This is a genomic window from Gleimia coleocanis DSM 15436, from assembly GCF_000159015.1.
GTDB lineage: Bacteria > Actinomycetota > Actinomycetes > Actinomycetales > Actinomycetaceae > Gleimia > Gleimia coleocanis.
In genome coordinates, this window is record NZ_DS999543.1 from 393,585 (window position 1) to 406,281 (window position 12,697).

General features: G+C 51.0%; 14 protein-coding genes. 9 read left to right on the forward strand and 5 right to left on the reverse strand.

Annotation, left to right across the window (positions count from 1 at the left end; genetic code table 11):
* Positions 1-17: 17 nt before the first annotated feature.
* From dnaJ to uppS, 8 genes are read left to right on the forward strand one after another with little or no spacing between them, the layout of a single operon-like run.
* Complete coding sequence (gene dnaJ / locus HMPREF0044_RS03595) at positions 18-1,127, forward strand: molecular chaperone DnaJ (RefSeq protein WP_006546749.1); 1,110 nt, start codon at positions 18-20, stop codon at positions 1,125-1,127.
* Positions 1,128-1,143: 16 nt separating this feature from the next.
* Positions 1,144-1,890, forward strand: coding sequence for a 16S rRNA (uracil(1498)-N(3))-methyltransferase (locus HMPREF0044_RS03600; protein WP_006546750.1), 747 nt, complete (start codon positions 1,144-1,146; stop codon positions 1,888-1,890).
* Complete coding sequence (locus HMPREF0044_RS03605) at positions 1,890-2,933, forward strand: PhoH family protein (RefSeq protein WP_006546751.1); 1,044 nt, start codon at positions 1,890-1,892, stop codon at positions 2,931-2,933. Before HMPREF0044_RS03600 ends, HMPREF0044_RS03605 begins: the two co-directional genes overlap by 1 nt.
* Complete coding sequence (gene ybeY, locus HMPREF0044_RS03610; protein ID WP_006546752.1) at positions 2,930-3,439, forward strand: rRNA maturation RNase YbeY; 510 nt, start codon at positions 2,930-2,932, stop codon at positions 3,437-3,439. The genes HMPREF0044_RS03605 and ybeY overlap by 4 nt, the downstream gene beginning before the upstream one ends.
* A 5-nt stretch (positions 3,440-3,444) precedes the next feature.
* Entirely contained in the window at positions 3,445-4,734 is a 1,290-nt protein-coding gene (locus tag HMPREF0044_RS03615) for a hemolysin family protein (protein WP_006546753.1), read from the forward strand.
* Positions 4,734-5,792 carry a GTPase Era gene (gene era, locus HMPREF0044_RS03620; RefSeq protein ID WP_006546754.1) on the forward strand — a complete coding sequence of 353 codons (1,059 nt, stop codon included), beginning with the start codon at positions 4,734-4,736 and terminating at the stop codon, positions 5,790-5,792. Before HMPREF0044_RS03615 ends, era begins: the two co-directional genes overlap by 1 nt.
* A 12-nt stretch (positions 5,793-5,804) precedes the next feature.
* Positions 5,805-6,539 (forward strand): DNA repair protein RecO, encoded by a 735-nt coding sequence (gene recO, locus HMPREF0044_RS03625; RefSeq protein ID WP_006546755.1) that lies wholly within the window; start codon positions 5,805-5,807, stop codon positions 6,537-6,539.
* A gap of 9 nt (positions 6,540-6,548) precedes the next feature.
* Complete coding sequence (gene uppS / locus HMPREF0044_RS03630) at positions 6,549-7,334, forward strand: polyprenyl diphosphate synthase (RefSeq protein WP_245528812.1); 786 nt, start codon at positions 6,549-6,551, stop codon at positions 7,332-7,334.
* A gap of 112 nt (positions 7,335-7,446) precedes the next feature.
* Here the strand turns inward: uppS and HMPREF0044_RS03635 are convergent, their stop codons facing one another.
* Genes HMPREF0044_RS03635 through HMPREF0044_RS03655 form a run of 5 tightly spaced genes read right to left on the reverse strand, consistent with a single transcriptional unit; the run spans position 7,447 to position 11,023 of the window.
* A complete protein-coding gene (locus tag HMPREF0044_RS03635; protein ID WP_006546757.1) occupies positions 7,447-7,974 on the reverse strand; it encodes an SNARE-associated domain-containing protein in 528 nt (175 codons plus the stop codon).
* Between the two features lie 17 nt (positions 7,975-7,991).
* The gene (locus HMPREF0044_RS03640) at positions 7,992-8,396 is read right to left on the reverse strand and encodes a Fur family transcriptional regulator (RefSeq protein WP_040312777.1); all 405 of its coding nucleotides are present in this window, start codon (positions 8,394-8,396) and stop codon (positions 7,992-7,994) included.
* A gap of 41 nt (positions 8,397-8,437) precedes the next feature.
* On the reverse strand, positions 8,438-9,286 hold the full coding sequence (locus HMPREF0044_RS03645) for a metal ABC transporter permease (RefSeq protein WP_006546759.1): 849 nt from the start codon (positions 9,284-9,286) through the stop codon (positions 8,438-8,440).
* Entirely contained in the window at positions 9,279-9,974 is a 696-nt protein-coding gene (locus HMPREF0044_RS03650; protein ID WP_006546760.1) for a metal ABC transporter ATP-binding protein, read from the reverse strand. The genes HMPREF0044_RS03645 and HMPREF0044_RS03650 overlap by 8 nt, the downstream gene beginning before the upstream one ends.
* Entirely contained in the window at positions 9,962-11,023 is a 1,062-nt protein-coding gene (locus tag HMPREF0044_RS03655; RefSeq protein WP_040312896.1) for a metal ABC transporter substrate-binding protein, read from the reverse strand. The genes HMPREF0044_RS03650 and HMPREF0044_RS03655 overlap by 13 nt, the downstream gene beginning before the upstream one ends.
* 264 nt (positions 11,024-11,287) lie before the next feature.
* Here HMPREF0044_RS03655 and HMPREF0044_RS03660 point away from each other — a divergent pair, with 264 nt between their 5' ends.
* Positions 11,288-12,679, forward strand: a complete 1,392-nt coding sequence (locus HMPREF0044_RS03660) for a glycine--tRNA ligase (protein WP_040312778.1) — start codon at positions 11,288-11,290, stop codon at positions 12,677-12,679.
* Positions 12,680-12,697 lie beyond the last annotated feature (18 nt).

Here is a 12,697-nt window from a genome sequence, read left to right on the forward strand (position 1 = left end):
AACAGGAAGAAACCAAAGTGAACGAAGACTACTACGAAATCCTGGGTGTCTCCCGCGACGCCAGCGCCGACGAAATCAAAAAGGCCTACCGAAAGCTCTCTCGCAAACTCCACCCAGACATCGCAGGTAAAGAAACTGAAGAAGAATTTAAGAAAGTTACCGTAGCATACGACACCCTCTCAAACCCAGAGAAACGTCGCGCCTACGATATGGGCGGAGCAAACCCACTGGGAGGCATGGGAGGAAGCCCATTCGGTTTCGGAGACATTTTCGAAACCTTCTTCGGAGCAGCCGGCTACGGTGGGCCAACCCCACGCGGTCGCCGCGGTAAAGATATGCTGACCGCCGTTGAACTTAACCTTAACGAAATCGCTTTCGGAGTTGAAAAAGAATTAACTCTCGACACCTACATACGATGCGGGACCTGTAATGGTAGTTGCTGTGCCCCAGGTACAGCTCCTAAAACCTGCACCGCCTGTAACGGTGCCGGGGCAGTACGCATGCAACAGCGCACAATCCTCGGTAACGTCATGACCACTGCACCATGTCACACTTGTGAAGGGTACGGTAACGTCATCACCACCCCCTGCGTAGACTGTAACGCTAATGGGCGCGTACGCACTAAACGCAACATTAAAGTAGACATTCCCGCAGGCGTAGAAAACGGTACTCGTATTCGCCTCACCAACCAAGCAGAAGTAGGACCCGGAGGTGGTCCTGCCGGTGATCTTTACGTGGAAGTCCGCGAACAGCGCCACCCGGTATTTACTCGCTTCGGAAACGACCTGGTAGCTACCGTAACCATCCCATTTACGGCGGCAGTACTAGGTACCCAAATTAACCTTGAAACCCTCGACGGTCCACGTACCCTCACCGTAGAATCCGGAGCACAACCATTCGACGAAATCGTGCTACCCAGCCACGGCATCACCTACCTACACCGTGCGACCCGAGGCGACCTAAAAGTGAAACTAAATATCGAAACACCCCGTCACCTCAGCGAAGAAGAAAAAGAACTTGTCCGCCAACTAGCTAAACTACGCGGAGAAGACAACTTTGAAGCCACACCAGAACACGCCAGTTCCGGATTCTTCGCTACTCTTAAAGAAAAATTCGCGAACCTCTAAAACTAAAAGGTGAAAGATGACTGCACCCGTCTATTTCCACGACGACTTTACTGGCCTTGAAGTAGGCAAGCCCTTCACCTTCACCGGTAGTGAAGCCCACCATGCCTGCGTCATGCGCGTTGCGCCCGGTGAAGAAATCCACCTCGTAGACGGACACGGGCTACGTGTAATCAGCGAAGTCATCTCTGCTGCAGATAAAAGCGTCACCGTACGCCCTCGGGAAATAAAAAACGAAACCAGTATTCGACCCGTAACCACCCTGGTCCAAGCCCTGGCAAAAGGCGGACGCGACGAACAAGCCGTGGAAATGGCCACCGAAGTAGGCATCGACAAAGTTATTGCCTGGCAATCCCAACGCACAATCGTCAAATGGGAAGGCAAAAAACAAGGGAAAAACCTGGAAAAATGGAGCAACCTCTTAAAAGCTGCCACCAAACAATCCCGGCGCTCCCGCATCCCCACAGTGGACTACGCGGAAAGCACCAAGAGCCTCCTAAACAAACTTACAGACGCCAAACTCCTGGTACTACACGAAAGCGGTGAACACACGCTCGAACAAATCCCCACCGAGTGGTTCGACACTACTGAAATCGCTCTCATCGTCGGACCCGAAGGTGGTATCACCGAAGCTGAACTAGCAGCCTTCACCGCGCAAGGCGCACAAATCGTCCGCATCGGAAATACCGTAATGCGTTCCTCCACCGCCGGAACCGTTGCCCTAGCCCTCGTCAATTATCTAAGCGGGCGGTACAATCAGAACTAATGAGTGAAAATACAAACCTCGAAACGAACCTGGCATACGACCAGTCCGTCAGCACCATTATCACCATCCCCACAAACCTTGACCCCGTCACTGTGCTGGGCTCCGCTGACCAAGTACTTCGCAGCCTCGAAAAAGGCTTCCCAAGTGTAAAAGTACACTCTTTGGGACACGAAATCACTATCACTGGTTCAGCCAACAATGTTCAAACCGTAGCCGACCTGGTACGCGAACTGATTTCCCTAGCGCGTTCAGGACAATACTTAAACTCCGCCACCGTCGAACACGCCATCGGACTGCTTTCGCAAACCGGAACCTCATCCACTCTAAATGAGTCCATCCTAAATGTACGGGGACGCGTAATCCGCGCGAAAACCCCCGGACAACAACGCTACGTAGACATGATCGAAGAAAACACAGTAGTCTTCGGCATTGGGCCAGCCGGTACTGGTAAAACCTATCTAGCGATGGCAATGGCAGTAAACGCTTTACTCACCGGGCAAGTACGTCGCATTATCCTCACCCGCCCAGCTGTAGAAGCAGGCGAATCCCTAGGCTTCTTACCCGGTACACTCACCGAAAAGATTGACCCATATCTGCGTCCCCTCTACGATGCATTAAATGACATGGTAGATGCCGAAGCGCTACCACGATTACTGGCAGCAGGCACTATTGAAGTGGCGCCCCTGGCATATATGCGAGGACGAACTCTCAACGACGCTTTCATCATTTTGGACGAAGCCCAAAATACCACGCAGTCACAGATGAAAATGTTCCTGACTCGATTAGGCTTCCGCTCTAAAGTAGTAGTAACCGGTGACGCATCCCAGGTAGACCTACCAGGCAATACTAAGTCGGGTTTACAAACCGCCTATGATATTTTGCAAGGCATTGATGGAATCGAGTTCTGTGCCCTCTCATCTGCAGATGTGGTTCGCCATAAGCTTGTCGGCGATATCATTGACGCATATCAGCGTTGGGACCAGCAGCATCCTGAACCACAGTACCGCGCCTCTGGACGTGGAGCTTATCGGAGGAAATCATGACTATTGAAGTAGCAAATGAAACTGAATACCAGGTAGATATTGATGAATTTCGTGCGGTAGTTGAGTTCGTCCTCGCGCAGATGCATGTTTCCACTGAAGCTGAACTGGCACTGATGTTCATTGAGCCAGAGCCAATGGAAGAACTACACATTAAATGGATGGACCTGCCAGGGCCAACGGACGTCATGAGCTTCCCCATGGACGAACTGCGTCCCGGCACCCCCGGACGCGTCACTCCACCGGGCACACTGGGAGATATTGTTATTTGCCCAACTGTTGCCGCAGCCCAAGCTTTAAAAGCCGGACACTCTGCCGCAGAGGAAATGCTACTGCTGACAGTACATGGGGTATTGCACTTACTTGGCTATGACCACGTAGAACCTGAAGAAGAAAAAGTAATGTTCGAGCTACAGCGTAAACTGTTGCTCACTTTCTTAGCTGAGCGGCCAACTTTCGCTGGCAAGATTACGATTGATCCTCCTTTGAAGAGTGGGGAAGAGAGCTAAAACCTATGAATACCGTTCCCCTGGGGCTGCTGATTACGCTTTCCGTATTAGTAGTGATTGTTGCGGGAATTTCAGTAGCTGCTGAAACGGCTTTACAACGTTTAAGCCGGGCAGCAGTCGATGACCTGGTTGAAGCGGGAAAGCCTCGGGCACGCCGGTTAGAAAAACTGGTAGATGACCGTAAACGAGCTGTGCTTTCCACGCGTTCTTGGAGACTGATTTTCCAAACTCTTTCCACGGTGGCTCTCACCCTGGTGGTGGCTTCCTTAATTTCTCACTGGTGGTTGGTGCTGCTGGTATCAATCGCGATTAACTGGGCAATTGTGTACCTGTTCGTCTCATTGATTCCCACCCGTTTAGCGATTCGTAACCCAGAGTCAGTGGCACTACTGCTTACTCCGCTTCTCGAACTCTACCTACAGGGTTCTAAAGCCTGGGATCCTTTTATTTCCCTATTGCAGAAACTGGTACCAGCTTCGGAACAAACTGATGCTGAAGCTCGCGCAGAAATGGTTGAAGAAATGCGTGAGGTAGTGGACGAAGTAGGGGAAACCAGCGGTTTCGAAGAAGAAGACCGCGAAATGCTTCGTTCCGTTTTTGAACTCGGCTACACCCTGGTGCGGGAAGTTATGGTGCCGCGCACGGAAATGGTTACTATCGCCGCGGAAACAACTATAGATGAAGCTTTGGACTTATTCGTAACCTCAGGTTACTCGCGTATCCCAGTGATTGAAGATGATATCGATGATATTGTCGGGATCGTTTACTTCAAGGACGTGATTTCACGTTTGCGCCGCCGGCCGGACGATAAACAGGTACCAGTGCGTAATGTTTGCCGTGAGCCACGTTTCGTCCCTGAAGTCGTTTTGGCAGATGACGAGCTACGCCAAATGCAGGCTTCCCGCGTGCACCTAGCATTGGTTGTCGATGAATACGGTGGTATCGCGGGCCTGGTTACGATTGAGGACTTGCTAGAAGAAATCGTGGGCGAGCTTACCGACGAACACGACCGTAACGTAACCCAACCGGAAGAGATTTCCGAGGGCGTTTGGCGAGTGCCTGCCCGGTTCTCTCTGTGGGAGCTAGGCGAGCTTTTGGGAGTTGAACTTGAAGATGAAGACGTGGACTCAGTCGGTGGTTATTTAGCGAAACTCCTTGGAAAAGTGCCACTTCCAGGGGATAGCGCTGAAACAGACGATATTATGATTACAGCAGAGGAAGCCGTGGGGCGTCGCCGACAGGTAGGCACCGTCGTCGCTACTCGTAAAACAGAAGCAGAAAGTGAAGCAGAATAATGTTCTTTCCCTCCGATGACGAACTAATCGACGGCCCAAACGCCTTTGACGAAGACATCCTTGAATTTGACGATGACGCGATTGCTGCCTACGAAGAAACTGGGGTACTCCCTGGGCAAGTCAGTGCAGGTAGCCTTGTAGAAGCCGACCATGATCCGAACTTCCGCGCTGGTTTCATTGCCATTGTAGGGCGTCCAAACGTTGGTAAATCGACGCTGACAAACGCTCTAGTGGGTGAAAAAATCGCGATTACTTCTATGCGTCCAGAAACCACCCGTCACAATGTTCGCGGTGTAGTCCATGGCGACGACTACCAGCTGGTGCTAGTGGATACACCCGGATACCACCGCCCTCGAACCCTGCTGGGACGCCGCCTGAACGAAATGGTGCGCGAATCCCTTTCGGAAGTTGACGTTATTGTCTTCTGTCTGCCATCTGACCAAAAGATTGGGCCCGGGGATGAATTCATTGCCCGCCAGCTACGTGGTCTGCGGGCGCCAATCGTGGCAGTCGCTACTAAGACGGATAAGGTAGCGCCACCACGATTAATGGAACACCTGATGGATATTGACAAGCTCGGTGACTTTAAAGAAATCGTGCCTGTTTCAGCTCATAAAGACCGCCAGATTGACGTCCTCAAAGAAGTCTTGGCAAACCTCATGCCAAAATGTCCGCCACTGTACCCACAGGACATTTACTCAGATGAGCCGCGTGACGTGATGATTGCCGAATTAATTCGCGAAGCAGCTTTAGAAGGGGTACGTGCAGAACTTCCACACTCACTGGCCGTGCAGGTTGAAGAAATCGTTGAGCGAGAGAAGAAACCGGGACAGAAGTACCCGGCAATGCTAGATATTCACGTGAACCTCTATGTAGAACGCGATTCCCAAAAAGCCATCATCATTGGTAAGGGGGGTGCCCGCCTGAAAGCAGTTGGGACCCGCGCACGCATTGGGATTGAAGAACTTCTGAAGCGTCGCGTTTATTTAGACTTACACGTGCGCACCGCTAAAGACTGGCAGTCCGATCCGAAGATGCTAGGGAAGTTAGGTTTCTAAAACCACGGTGCGATGAGCAAAACCTACCGCGATGAAGGGATTGTGCTGCGCACCCATAAACTGGGGGAAGCCGACCGAATCATCACTTTACTAACTCACCACCACGGCGTTAAACGCGTGGTGGCTAAAGGAGTGCGTAGGACAACTTCAAAGTTTGGTTCCCGGCTAGAACCTTTCACCGTTGTGGATGCGCAGATTCATATTGGGCGGAGCCTGGATGTCCTAAACCAGGTGGAGTCGATTCGCCAGTACGGGTTGCAGATAGCACAGGATTACGACAAATACATGCGTGCTTCTGTGCTGGTAGAAACTGCGGAACGTTTAAGCGAAGATGATGCTAGTCCGCAAATGTATCTGCTGCTACTGGGGGCTTTGCACGCGTTAGCAACTGGGCGTTATCCAGCGGATTTAGTGATGAATTCTTTCTTGCTGCGTGCCATGGCGCTTTCAGGTTGGGCGCCTTCATTTTGGGATTGTGCCCTGTGCGGGGCGAATGGGCCATCGCAGTATTTTCACTTGCAGTCTGGTGGGGCAGTGTGTTTGGAATGTCGTCCACCCGGATCGGCTGCGCCTTCGGCAGAAGCAATGCGCCTCTTGGGCGAACTTTTGTCAGGCGACTGGGAAGCGGCTTTAACTAGTGAGGACTTTGCGCGTAGAGAAGCGGGTTCTTTGGTGGCAGCTTGGGTGCAATGGAATGTCGAACGGCGGATTGTGTCTTTCACGTCGTTGAAGTCTGGAATAGGGTAGGTTCATTATATGAGTGTTTTAGATACTTCAATGGTTTTGCCTGGTCCTGGTCAGGGACGTTCTCAAGCTCCTCAGATTAGTGGGGTTCCACAGCACGTGGCAATCATTATGGATGGCAATGGGCGTTGGGCGAATGAGCGTGGTTTGCCACGTACCGAGGGACACCGCCAGGGTGAGATAGCGCTGATGGATACTATTGCGGGGGCAGTGGAAATTGGAGTTAAGCATTTAACCGTATATGCGTTTTCAACTGAGAATTGGCGTCGTTCTCCACAGGAAGTACGTTTTTTGATGGGGTATTCACGGGATGTGATTCGGTGTCGGGCTACAGAGCTTAATGAGTGGGGAGTGCGGATTAACTGGTGGGGGCGGCGCCCACGCCTGTGGAAATCAGTTATCAACGAGTTGGAAGCAGCCCATGAGCTGACCGCTGATAATACTGCTTTAGATTTTAATATGGCGGTCAATTATGGAGGTCGTGCTGAGATTACGGATGCGGTAAATCAGGTGGCGCATGAGGTGGAAGCTGGTAGGCTAACTGCGGGGCATATTTCCGAGGGCGCTTTTGCGAAGCGTTTGTATGCGCCTGGTGCACCAGATGTTGATTTGTTGATTCGTACTGGTGGGGAACAGCGGATTTCTAACTTTTTGCTGTGGCAGTGCGCTTATGCGGAGTTTTCTTTTAATCCGCTGCCATGGCCAGAGTATAACCGAGAAGCGCTTTGGGACGATATTTTAGCTTTTACAGGGCGTGAGCGTCGTTTTGGGGGCGCAGTAGATAAAGTACAGCCATAGTTCCCGCGTTTTCTCTGCGTCCGAACTCGCGTTCGTGCGTTTTACTATGGAAACCAAAAACGCCCCAGCGGTATATGAGACCAACTGGGACGCCCTCGGAAAATAAGAAAACTCAGTCTAACTGGTTTTTAACGCGCGCTTTCGCAATCTTATAACGACGCAAGCTGAACAACACAGCAATCAAAACGATGCCTAAAGTAAGCAAAATCGCCCAAGTCTTGCCTAACACAGCTGCCTGACCGGTTTTCAAAATAGAAAGCGTTACCGTAGCGTAGAGGAATCCCCAAGCAAAGTAGCCCGGCACTGCCACCAGAGTATAAAGCCACCAGCGTAAACGCAGTACACCCGCACCCGCATGAATAATTGTTTGAATGCCAATAGTGAGGAAAGAAAGCGGGATGGCAATTAAGCCCCAGCGGTCGATAATATCCACGCCCTGCTGTACAGAAGCACCTTCAAGCCACTTACCAATCTTACGCAGCCAAGGTTTAGTAGTAGATTCCGAAGTTTTAATAACCCCAGTAGTGATAAGGCGGGCTAGCCAGTAGGTACCCTGCGAACGGAAACAAACTACAATCGCTAAGAAAATCACCAGGATTGGGAACGGGCCGTGCAAGATAAAATCTGGTACACCGGTCATATAACTACCTTTAAATTCTAGTTGTCCGAAGCTACGCAGTGAGAGCAGATTCCGAATACTTCAATAGAGTGTTCTAGTTGGGTAAAACCATATTCTTCACCCAAACCATGAACCCAGTTTTCAACTGCAGTGGCTTCAATCTCTTCTGAACGCAGGCACTTACGGCACACCAGGTGGTGATGGTGCTCGCCCTGCTCGCAACGACGGTAAAGGGCTTCACCGTCGGGGCTCATCAGAACATCGACTTCTTTTTCTTCGGCAAGTGAACGCAGATTTCGGTAAACTGTTGCCAGACCAATCTTGGCGGAAGACTTCATAAGATCTTCATGAATGCGCTGGGCTGAGCGGAAGTCATTACAATCCGCAAGCGCATCAATCACTGCCTGACGCTGTTTAGTTAAGCGTTTTTGTGGTTCAGTCATGATTTCCTCAATCAATTCACTTTACTTTAAGTAAGTCTAACCTAAATTCTTTTTAGAATCCCTCTGAAAACATGTGCCAAAGCATAGATAGCAATCGTGAAAGTAACAATTGTAGCGCCCGGAGAAACATCAAAGAAGTAGGTGAATACCAGTCCGCTAACGCTAACGGTTCCGCCGATAATCATAGCGTAGGCAACAGTACGTTTAAAGGAATGCGTCATAAGTTGTGCAATTGCTACCGGTACAATCATCATCGCAGAGATTAGTAATGACCCTACTACGCGCATCGAAATCGCCACCGTAAAAGCAGCTAACAGTGCAATTAAAACGCTGAGAGCTCTTACCGGCAGGCCAGAAGCTTTAGCGAATTCTTCGTCGTTGCAAACTGCGTAAAGTGCCGGGGAAAGTCCTAATCCCACTGCCATGATTACGCTTGAGAGAAAAATAGTAGTCCACACATCGTTTACGCTGACTGAAGCCAAGGACCCAAATAGGTAGGAGTTCAACTGAGATGAGGTGCCGCCCGCTAAGCTAATCAACAGTACACCACCGGCGATACCACCGTAAAAGAGGATAGCTAAAGCAACGTCAGATTCAGTTTTACCGGTTATGCGGATAATCTCCAGCAACAGTGCGCCGGCGATTGAAACCACCAAGGCACCGGGAATCGCCAGGCTCTCAGGGGTAGTGAGGTTCAGAAGTGTGCCGGTGAGCCAGCCTAGGGCAACACCTGTTAGCGCGACGTGCCCAATGCCGTCGCCCATCATGGCGAGCTTTCGTTGCACCAGGTAAGTACCCACAATCGGAGCGCTGATGCCTACAAGCAGAGCCACAATCAGGGCACGCTGCATTAGTGGACTTTGCAGCATAGTAAGCAAAGCATCAAGCATGGTGGGCCTCTAACTTCCATTCGGCGGGGTTAGTGGAATCAGCCAAGATTTCGCCTTGCTGTAGGGTGATAACACGGTCTAAGTGAACTTCGAGGGGACCTAGTTCATGCAGAACCATGACTACAGTTTTTCCTTGGTTTTTTAACAAGCTGACCATGTTAGCGAGGGTCTGTGCGGATTGAGTATCAATGCCAGATAGCGGTTCGTCCATAATCAGCAGGTCGGGATTCTTCACCAGGGCGCGGGCAATCAAGACGCGTTGCTGCTGGCCACCGGAAAGCTGGTTGAAAGGAGAGTGGAGGCGATGATCCATTCCCACTTCCTTGAGTTTCTCGAGGGAGGTTTGCTTCACTTTCCGCGAGTAGAAGAGTTTCCCTTTAGAAAGTGCACCAGAACTCACTACTTCTAAAACTGTTGACTGTACGCCGGGTTGGATGGCGATACGTTGGGGGACGTAGCCAATCCGATTCCATTCCCACTTGTGTGGTGGTAAAGCATGGATTTCGCGTTCACCACTGGCGTTTACTATCCCGAGGATACCTTTAATCAGTGAAGATTTGCCGGAACCGTTTGTTCCGGTGATAGCAACAATCTGCCCGGCAGGGAAAGCGAAGGTAAGTCCATGGACTACTTCGTGATTCCCATACCGGACAGATAGTTCCTGCACTTTAAGTGCTACATCTGGCAATTTTGTCCCTTTTGTAAAGTCTGCAGATTTTTGCGCATCATCTGCTGGTAGTCTAATGCCGGATCGTTCTGAGTAGCAATTGGGTCCAGAACATCAACTGTTATACCCAGGTCTTTAGCCGCAGCTTCTAAAACCTTAGGAGAGACGTTTACTTCAACGTAGAGGGTTTTAACTCCCAAGTCCTTTACTACGTGAGAGATTTCTTCAATACGAGCTGGGGAAGGGGTAGCTTCCGGATCCAGTCCAGAAACACCCACCTGCTTCAAACCAGTCTGCTTAGCCAGGTAACCGAACGCCTCATGGGAAACCACGAAAGTGTTGATTTCACACTTTGCCAGCCCCAACTTCATTTCTTCACCCAGGGCGTTAAGTTCAGCTTTTAGGGCTTCAGCGTTGGCTTCGTATTCGGCAGCATTCTGAGGGTCAATCTTGCTGAGGAAATGACCTACTTCGTGAGCGGCATTTGCCATGCGGTTAGCGTCCAGCCAGAAATGAGGATCGAGGTTACCATGCTCGTGATCGTGTCCCTCATGGTCATGACCTTCGTGATCGTGGCCAGCTTCGCTTTCCTCATGCTTGTGCTCATCCGCGTGGTCGTGGTCATGACCTTCATGGTCGTGATGATGGTGGTGTGCACCCGTATCAGCCAATTCAGCAATGTGAGAGATATCAAGGATGCGTGGGTTTTCGGACTGTTCAACAGCGTCGTCGACAGCTCCCTGGAAGCCGTCTAGGAAAATAATCGCATCAGCTTGAGTCAGCTCAGCCACGGTCTTTGGAGACAATTCCAGGCTGTGTGCATCTATGCCAGGGCCGGTTAGGGATTCGACCATTGCCTTATCGCCGGCAATTTTTTCTACCAGGTACTGCAGTGGGTAAATGGAAGTCTTAATGTTTAGTGGCTGAGAAGCCTCACGGTTTTCGATTGGCTTTGCATTCTCAACAGTGAATTCATGAGTGTGTTCAGCCTCGGAATGAGAGGAGCTACAGGCAGACAGAATTAGTGCAGATGCAGCTAGTGCGGAAATCATTAACTTTGCATTCTTCATAATGACAATCATTGTCGATAGGTGAGGGAAAGGCAATTGGAAAAGAGCCCCAAACTAAAATAGAGATGCACTACGCACACACAATAAGAAAAACCTTATCCAACCTGGGAAAATCGCGATTACCTGATACGCAACGCCCTCGGAAAAGCCGAGCGGAAGACCACACCCGCCCAAACTCTAGAAAAACCCCGTAAACTGGTAAACTTGAGAGGAAAAGTCTGCATCAGCCAGATGCGGCAAGAAAATCAAATAAGGAGAAGAAAAGTGGCAGGTTCACCATCTCGCCTCGAATCCGTAATCAGCCTGGCCAAGCGTCGCGGCTTTGTCTACCCATGTGGCGAAATCTACGGCGGTACCAGGTCCGCATGGGACTACGGGCCACTGGGCGTAGAACTGAAAGAAAACATCAAGAAGGCATGGTGGTCACGCGTTGTCCGTCAGCGTGAAGACGTAGTCGGCCTGGACTCCTCGGTAATCCTCCCACGCCAGGTATGGGAAGCCTCTGGTCACGTAACCGCATTCACCGACCCACTAATCGAATGCCTCTCCTGCCACAAGCGCCTGCGCCAGGACAACCTGGTAGAAGAATACGCAGAAAAAAAGGGTGTAGCTGAAGAAGACGTCACCATGGACGTAATCGCCTGCCCCAACTGTGGTAACCGCGGACAATGGACCGAACCACGCGCATTCTCCGGCCTGCTAAAGACCTTCCTGGGACCAGTAGACGACGAATCCGGCCTGCACTACATGCGACCAGAAACCGCACAGGGCATCTTCGTGAACTTCGCAAACGTAATGACCTCTGCACGCCGCAAGCCACCATTCGGCATCGGCCAGATCGGCAAGTCCTTCCGTAACGAAATCACCCCAGGTAACTTCATCTTCCGTACCCGTGAATTCGAACAGATGGAACTGGAATTCTTCGTAGCCCCAGGCACCGATGAAGAATGGCACCAGTACTGGATTGACGAACGTTTGGCATGGTACACCGACCTGGGCATCGACCCAGAACACCTGCGCCTTTACGAACACCCTCAGGAAAAACTATCCCACTACTCTAAGCGCACCGTGGATATCGAATACACCTTTGGTTTCCAGGGCTCTGAATGGGGCGAACTAGAAGGTATTGCAAACCGTACCGACTACGACCTGAGCACCCACGCAGAAGCATCCGGCTCTAAGCTGGACTACTTCGACCAGGAAAAGAACGAACGCTGGACCCCATACGTGATTGAACCATCCGCAGGTCTAACCCGTTCCCTAATGGCATTCCTCATCGAAGCATACTGTGAAGATGAAGCTCCAAACGCTAAGGGTGGTATCGATACCCGCGTCGTCCTGAAGCTCGATCCTCGCCTGGCACCAGTTAAGGTAGCTGTTCTGCCACTGTCTAAGAAGGAAGAACTTGCCACCCCAGCTAAGGAACTGGCTGCAGAACTGCGTAAGCGTTGGAACGTTGAATACGATGAAGCTGGCGCAGTGGGTCGTCGTTACCGTCGTCAGGACGAAATCGGCACCCCGTTCTGCATCACCTACGACTTTGATTCCTTGGAAGACGGCGCTGTCACCATTCGTGACCGCGACACTATGGAACAGGTACGCGTGAAGCTGGATGAGGTAGTTTCCTACCTGAACGAACGTCTGCCACTGGTCTGAGCAACCTACCCTAATAAA

What these genes read in the sequence shown, in the direction of transcription:
- HMPREF0044_RS03605 (WP_006546751.1), top strand. Translation starts at nt 1,890, where the DNA reads ATGAGTGAAAATACAAACCTCGAAACGAACCTGGCATACGACCAGTCC.
- uppS (WP_245528812.1), top strand. Translation starts at nt 6,549, where the DNA reads ATGAGTGTTTTAGATACTTCAATGGTTTTGCCTGGTCCTGGTCAGGGA.
- HMPREF0044_RS03615 (WP_006546753.1), top strand. Translation starts at nt 3,445, where the DNA reads ATGAATACCGTTCCCCTGGGGCTGCTGATTACGCTTTCCGTATTAGTA.
- HMPREF0044_RS03655 (WP_040312896.1), bottom strand. Translation starts at nt 11,023, where the DNA reads ATGAAGAATGCAAAGTTAATGATTTCCGCACTAGCTGCATCTGCACTA.
- era (WP_006546754.1), top strand. Translation starts at nt 4,734, where the DNA reads ATGTTCTTTCCCTCCGATGACGAACTAATCGACGGCCCAAACGCCTTT.
- HMPREF0044_RS03640 (WP_040312777.1), bottom strand. Translation starts at nt 8,396, where the DNA reads ATGACTGAACCACAAAAACGCTTAACTAAACAGCGTCAGGCAGTGATT.
- HMPREF0044_RS03635 (WP_006546757.1), bottom strand. Translation starts at nt 7,974, where the DNA reads ATGACCGGTGTACCAGATTTTATCTTGCACGGCCCGTTCCCAATCCTG.
- recO (WP_006546755.1), top strand. Translation starts at nt 5,805, where the DNA reads ATGAGCAAAACCTACCGCGATGAAGGGATTGTGCTGCGCACCCATAAA.
- HMPREF0044_RS03645 (WP_006546759.1), bottom strand. Translation starts at nt 9,286, where the DNA reads ATGCTTGATGCTTTGCTTACTATGCTGCAAAGTCCACTAATGCAGCGT.
- ybeY (WP_006546752.1), top strand. Translation starts at nt 2,930, where the DNA reads ATGACTATTGAAGTAGCAAATGAAACTGAATACCAGGTAGATATTGAT.
- HMPREF0044_RS03600 (WP_006546750.1), top strand. Translation starts at nt 1,144, where the DNA reads ATGACTGCACCCGTCTATTTCCACGACGACTTTACTGGCCTTGAAGTA.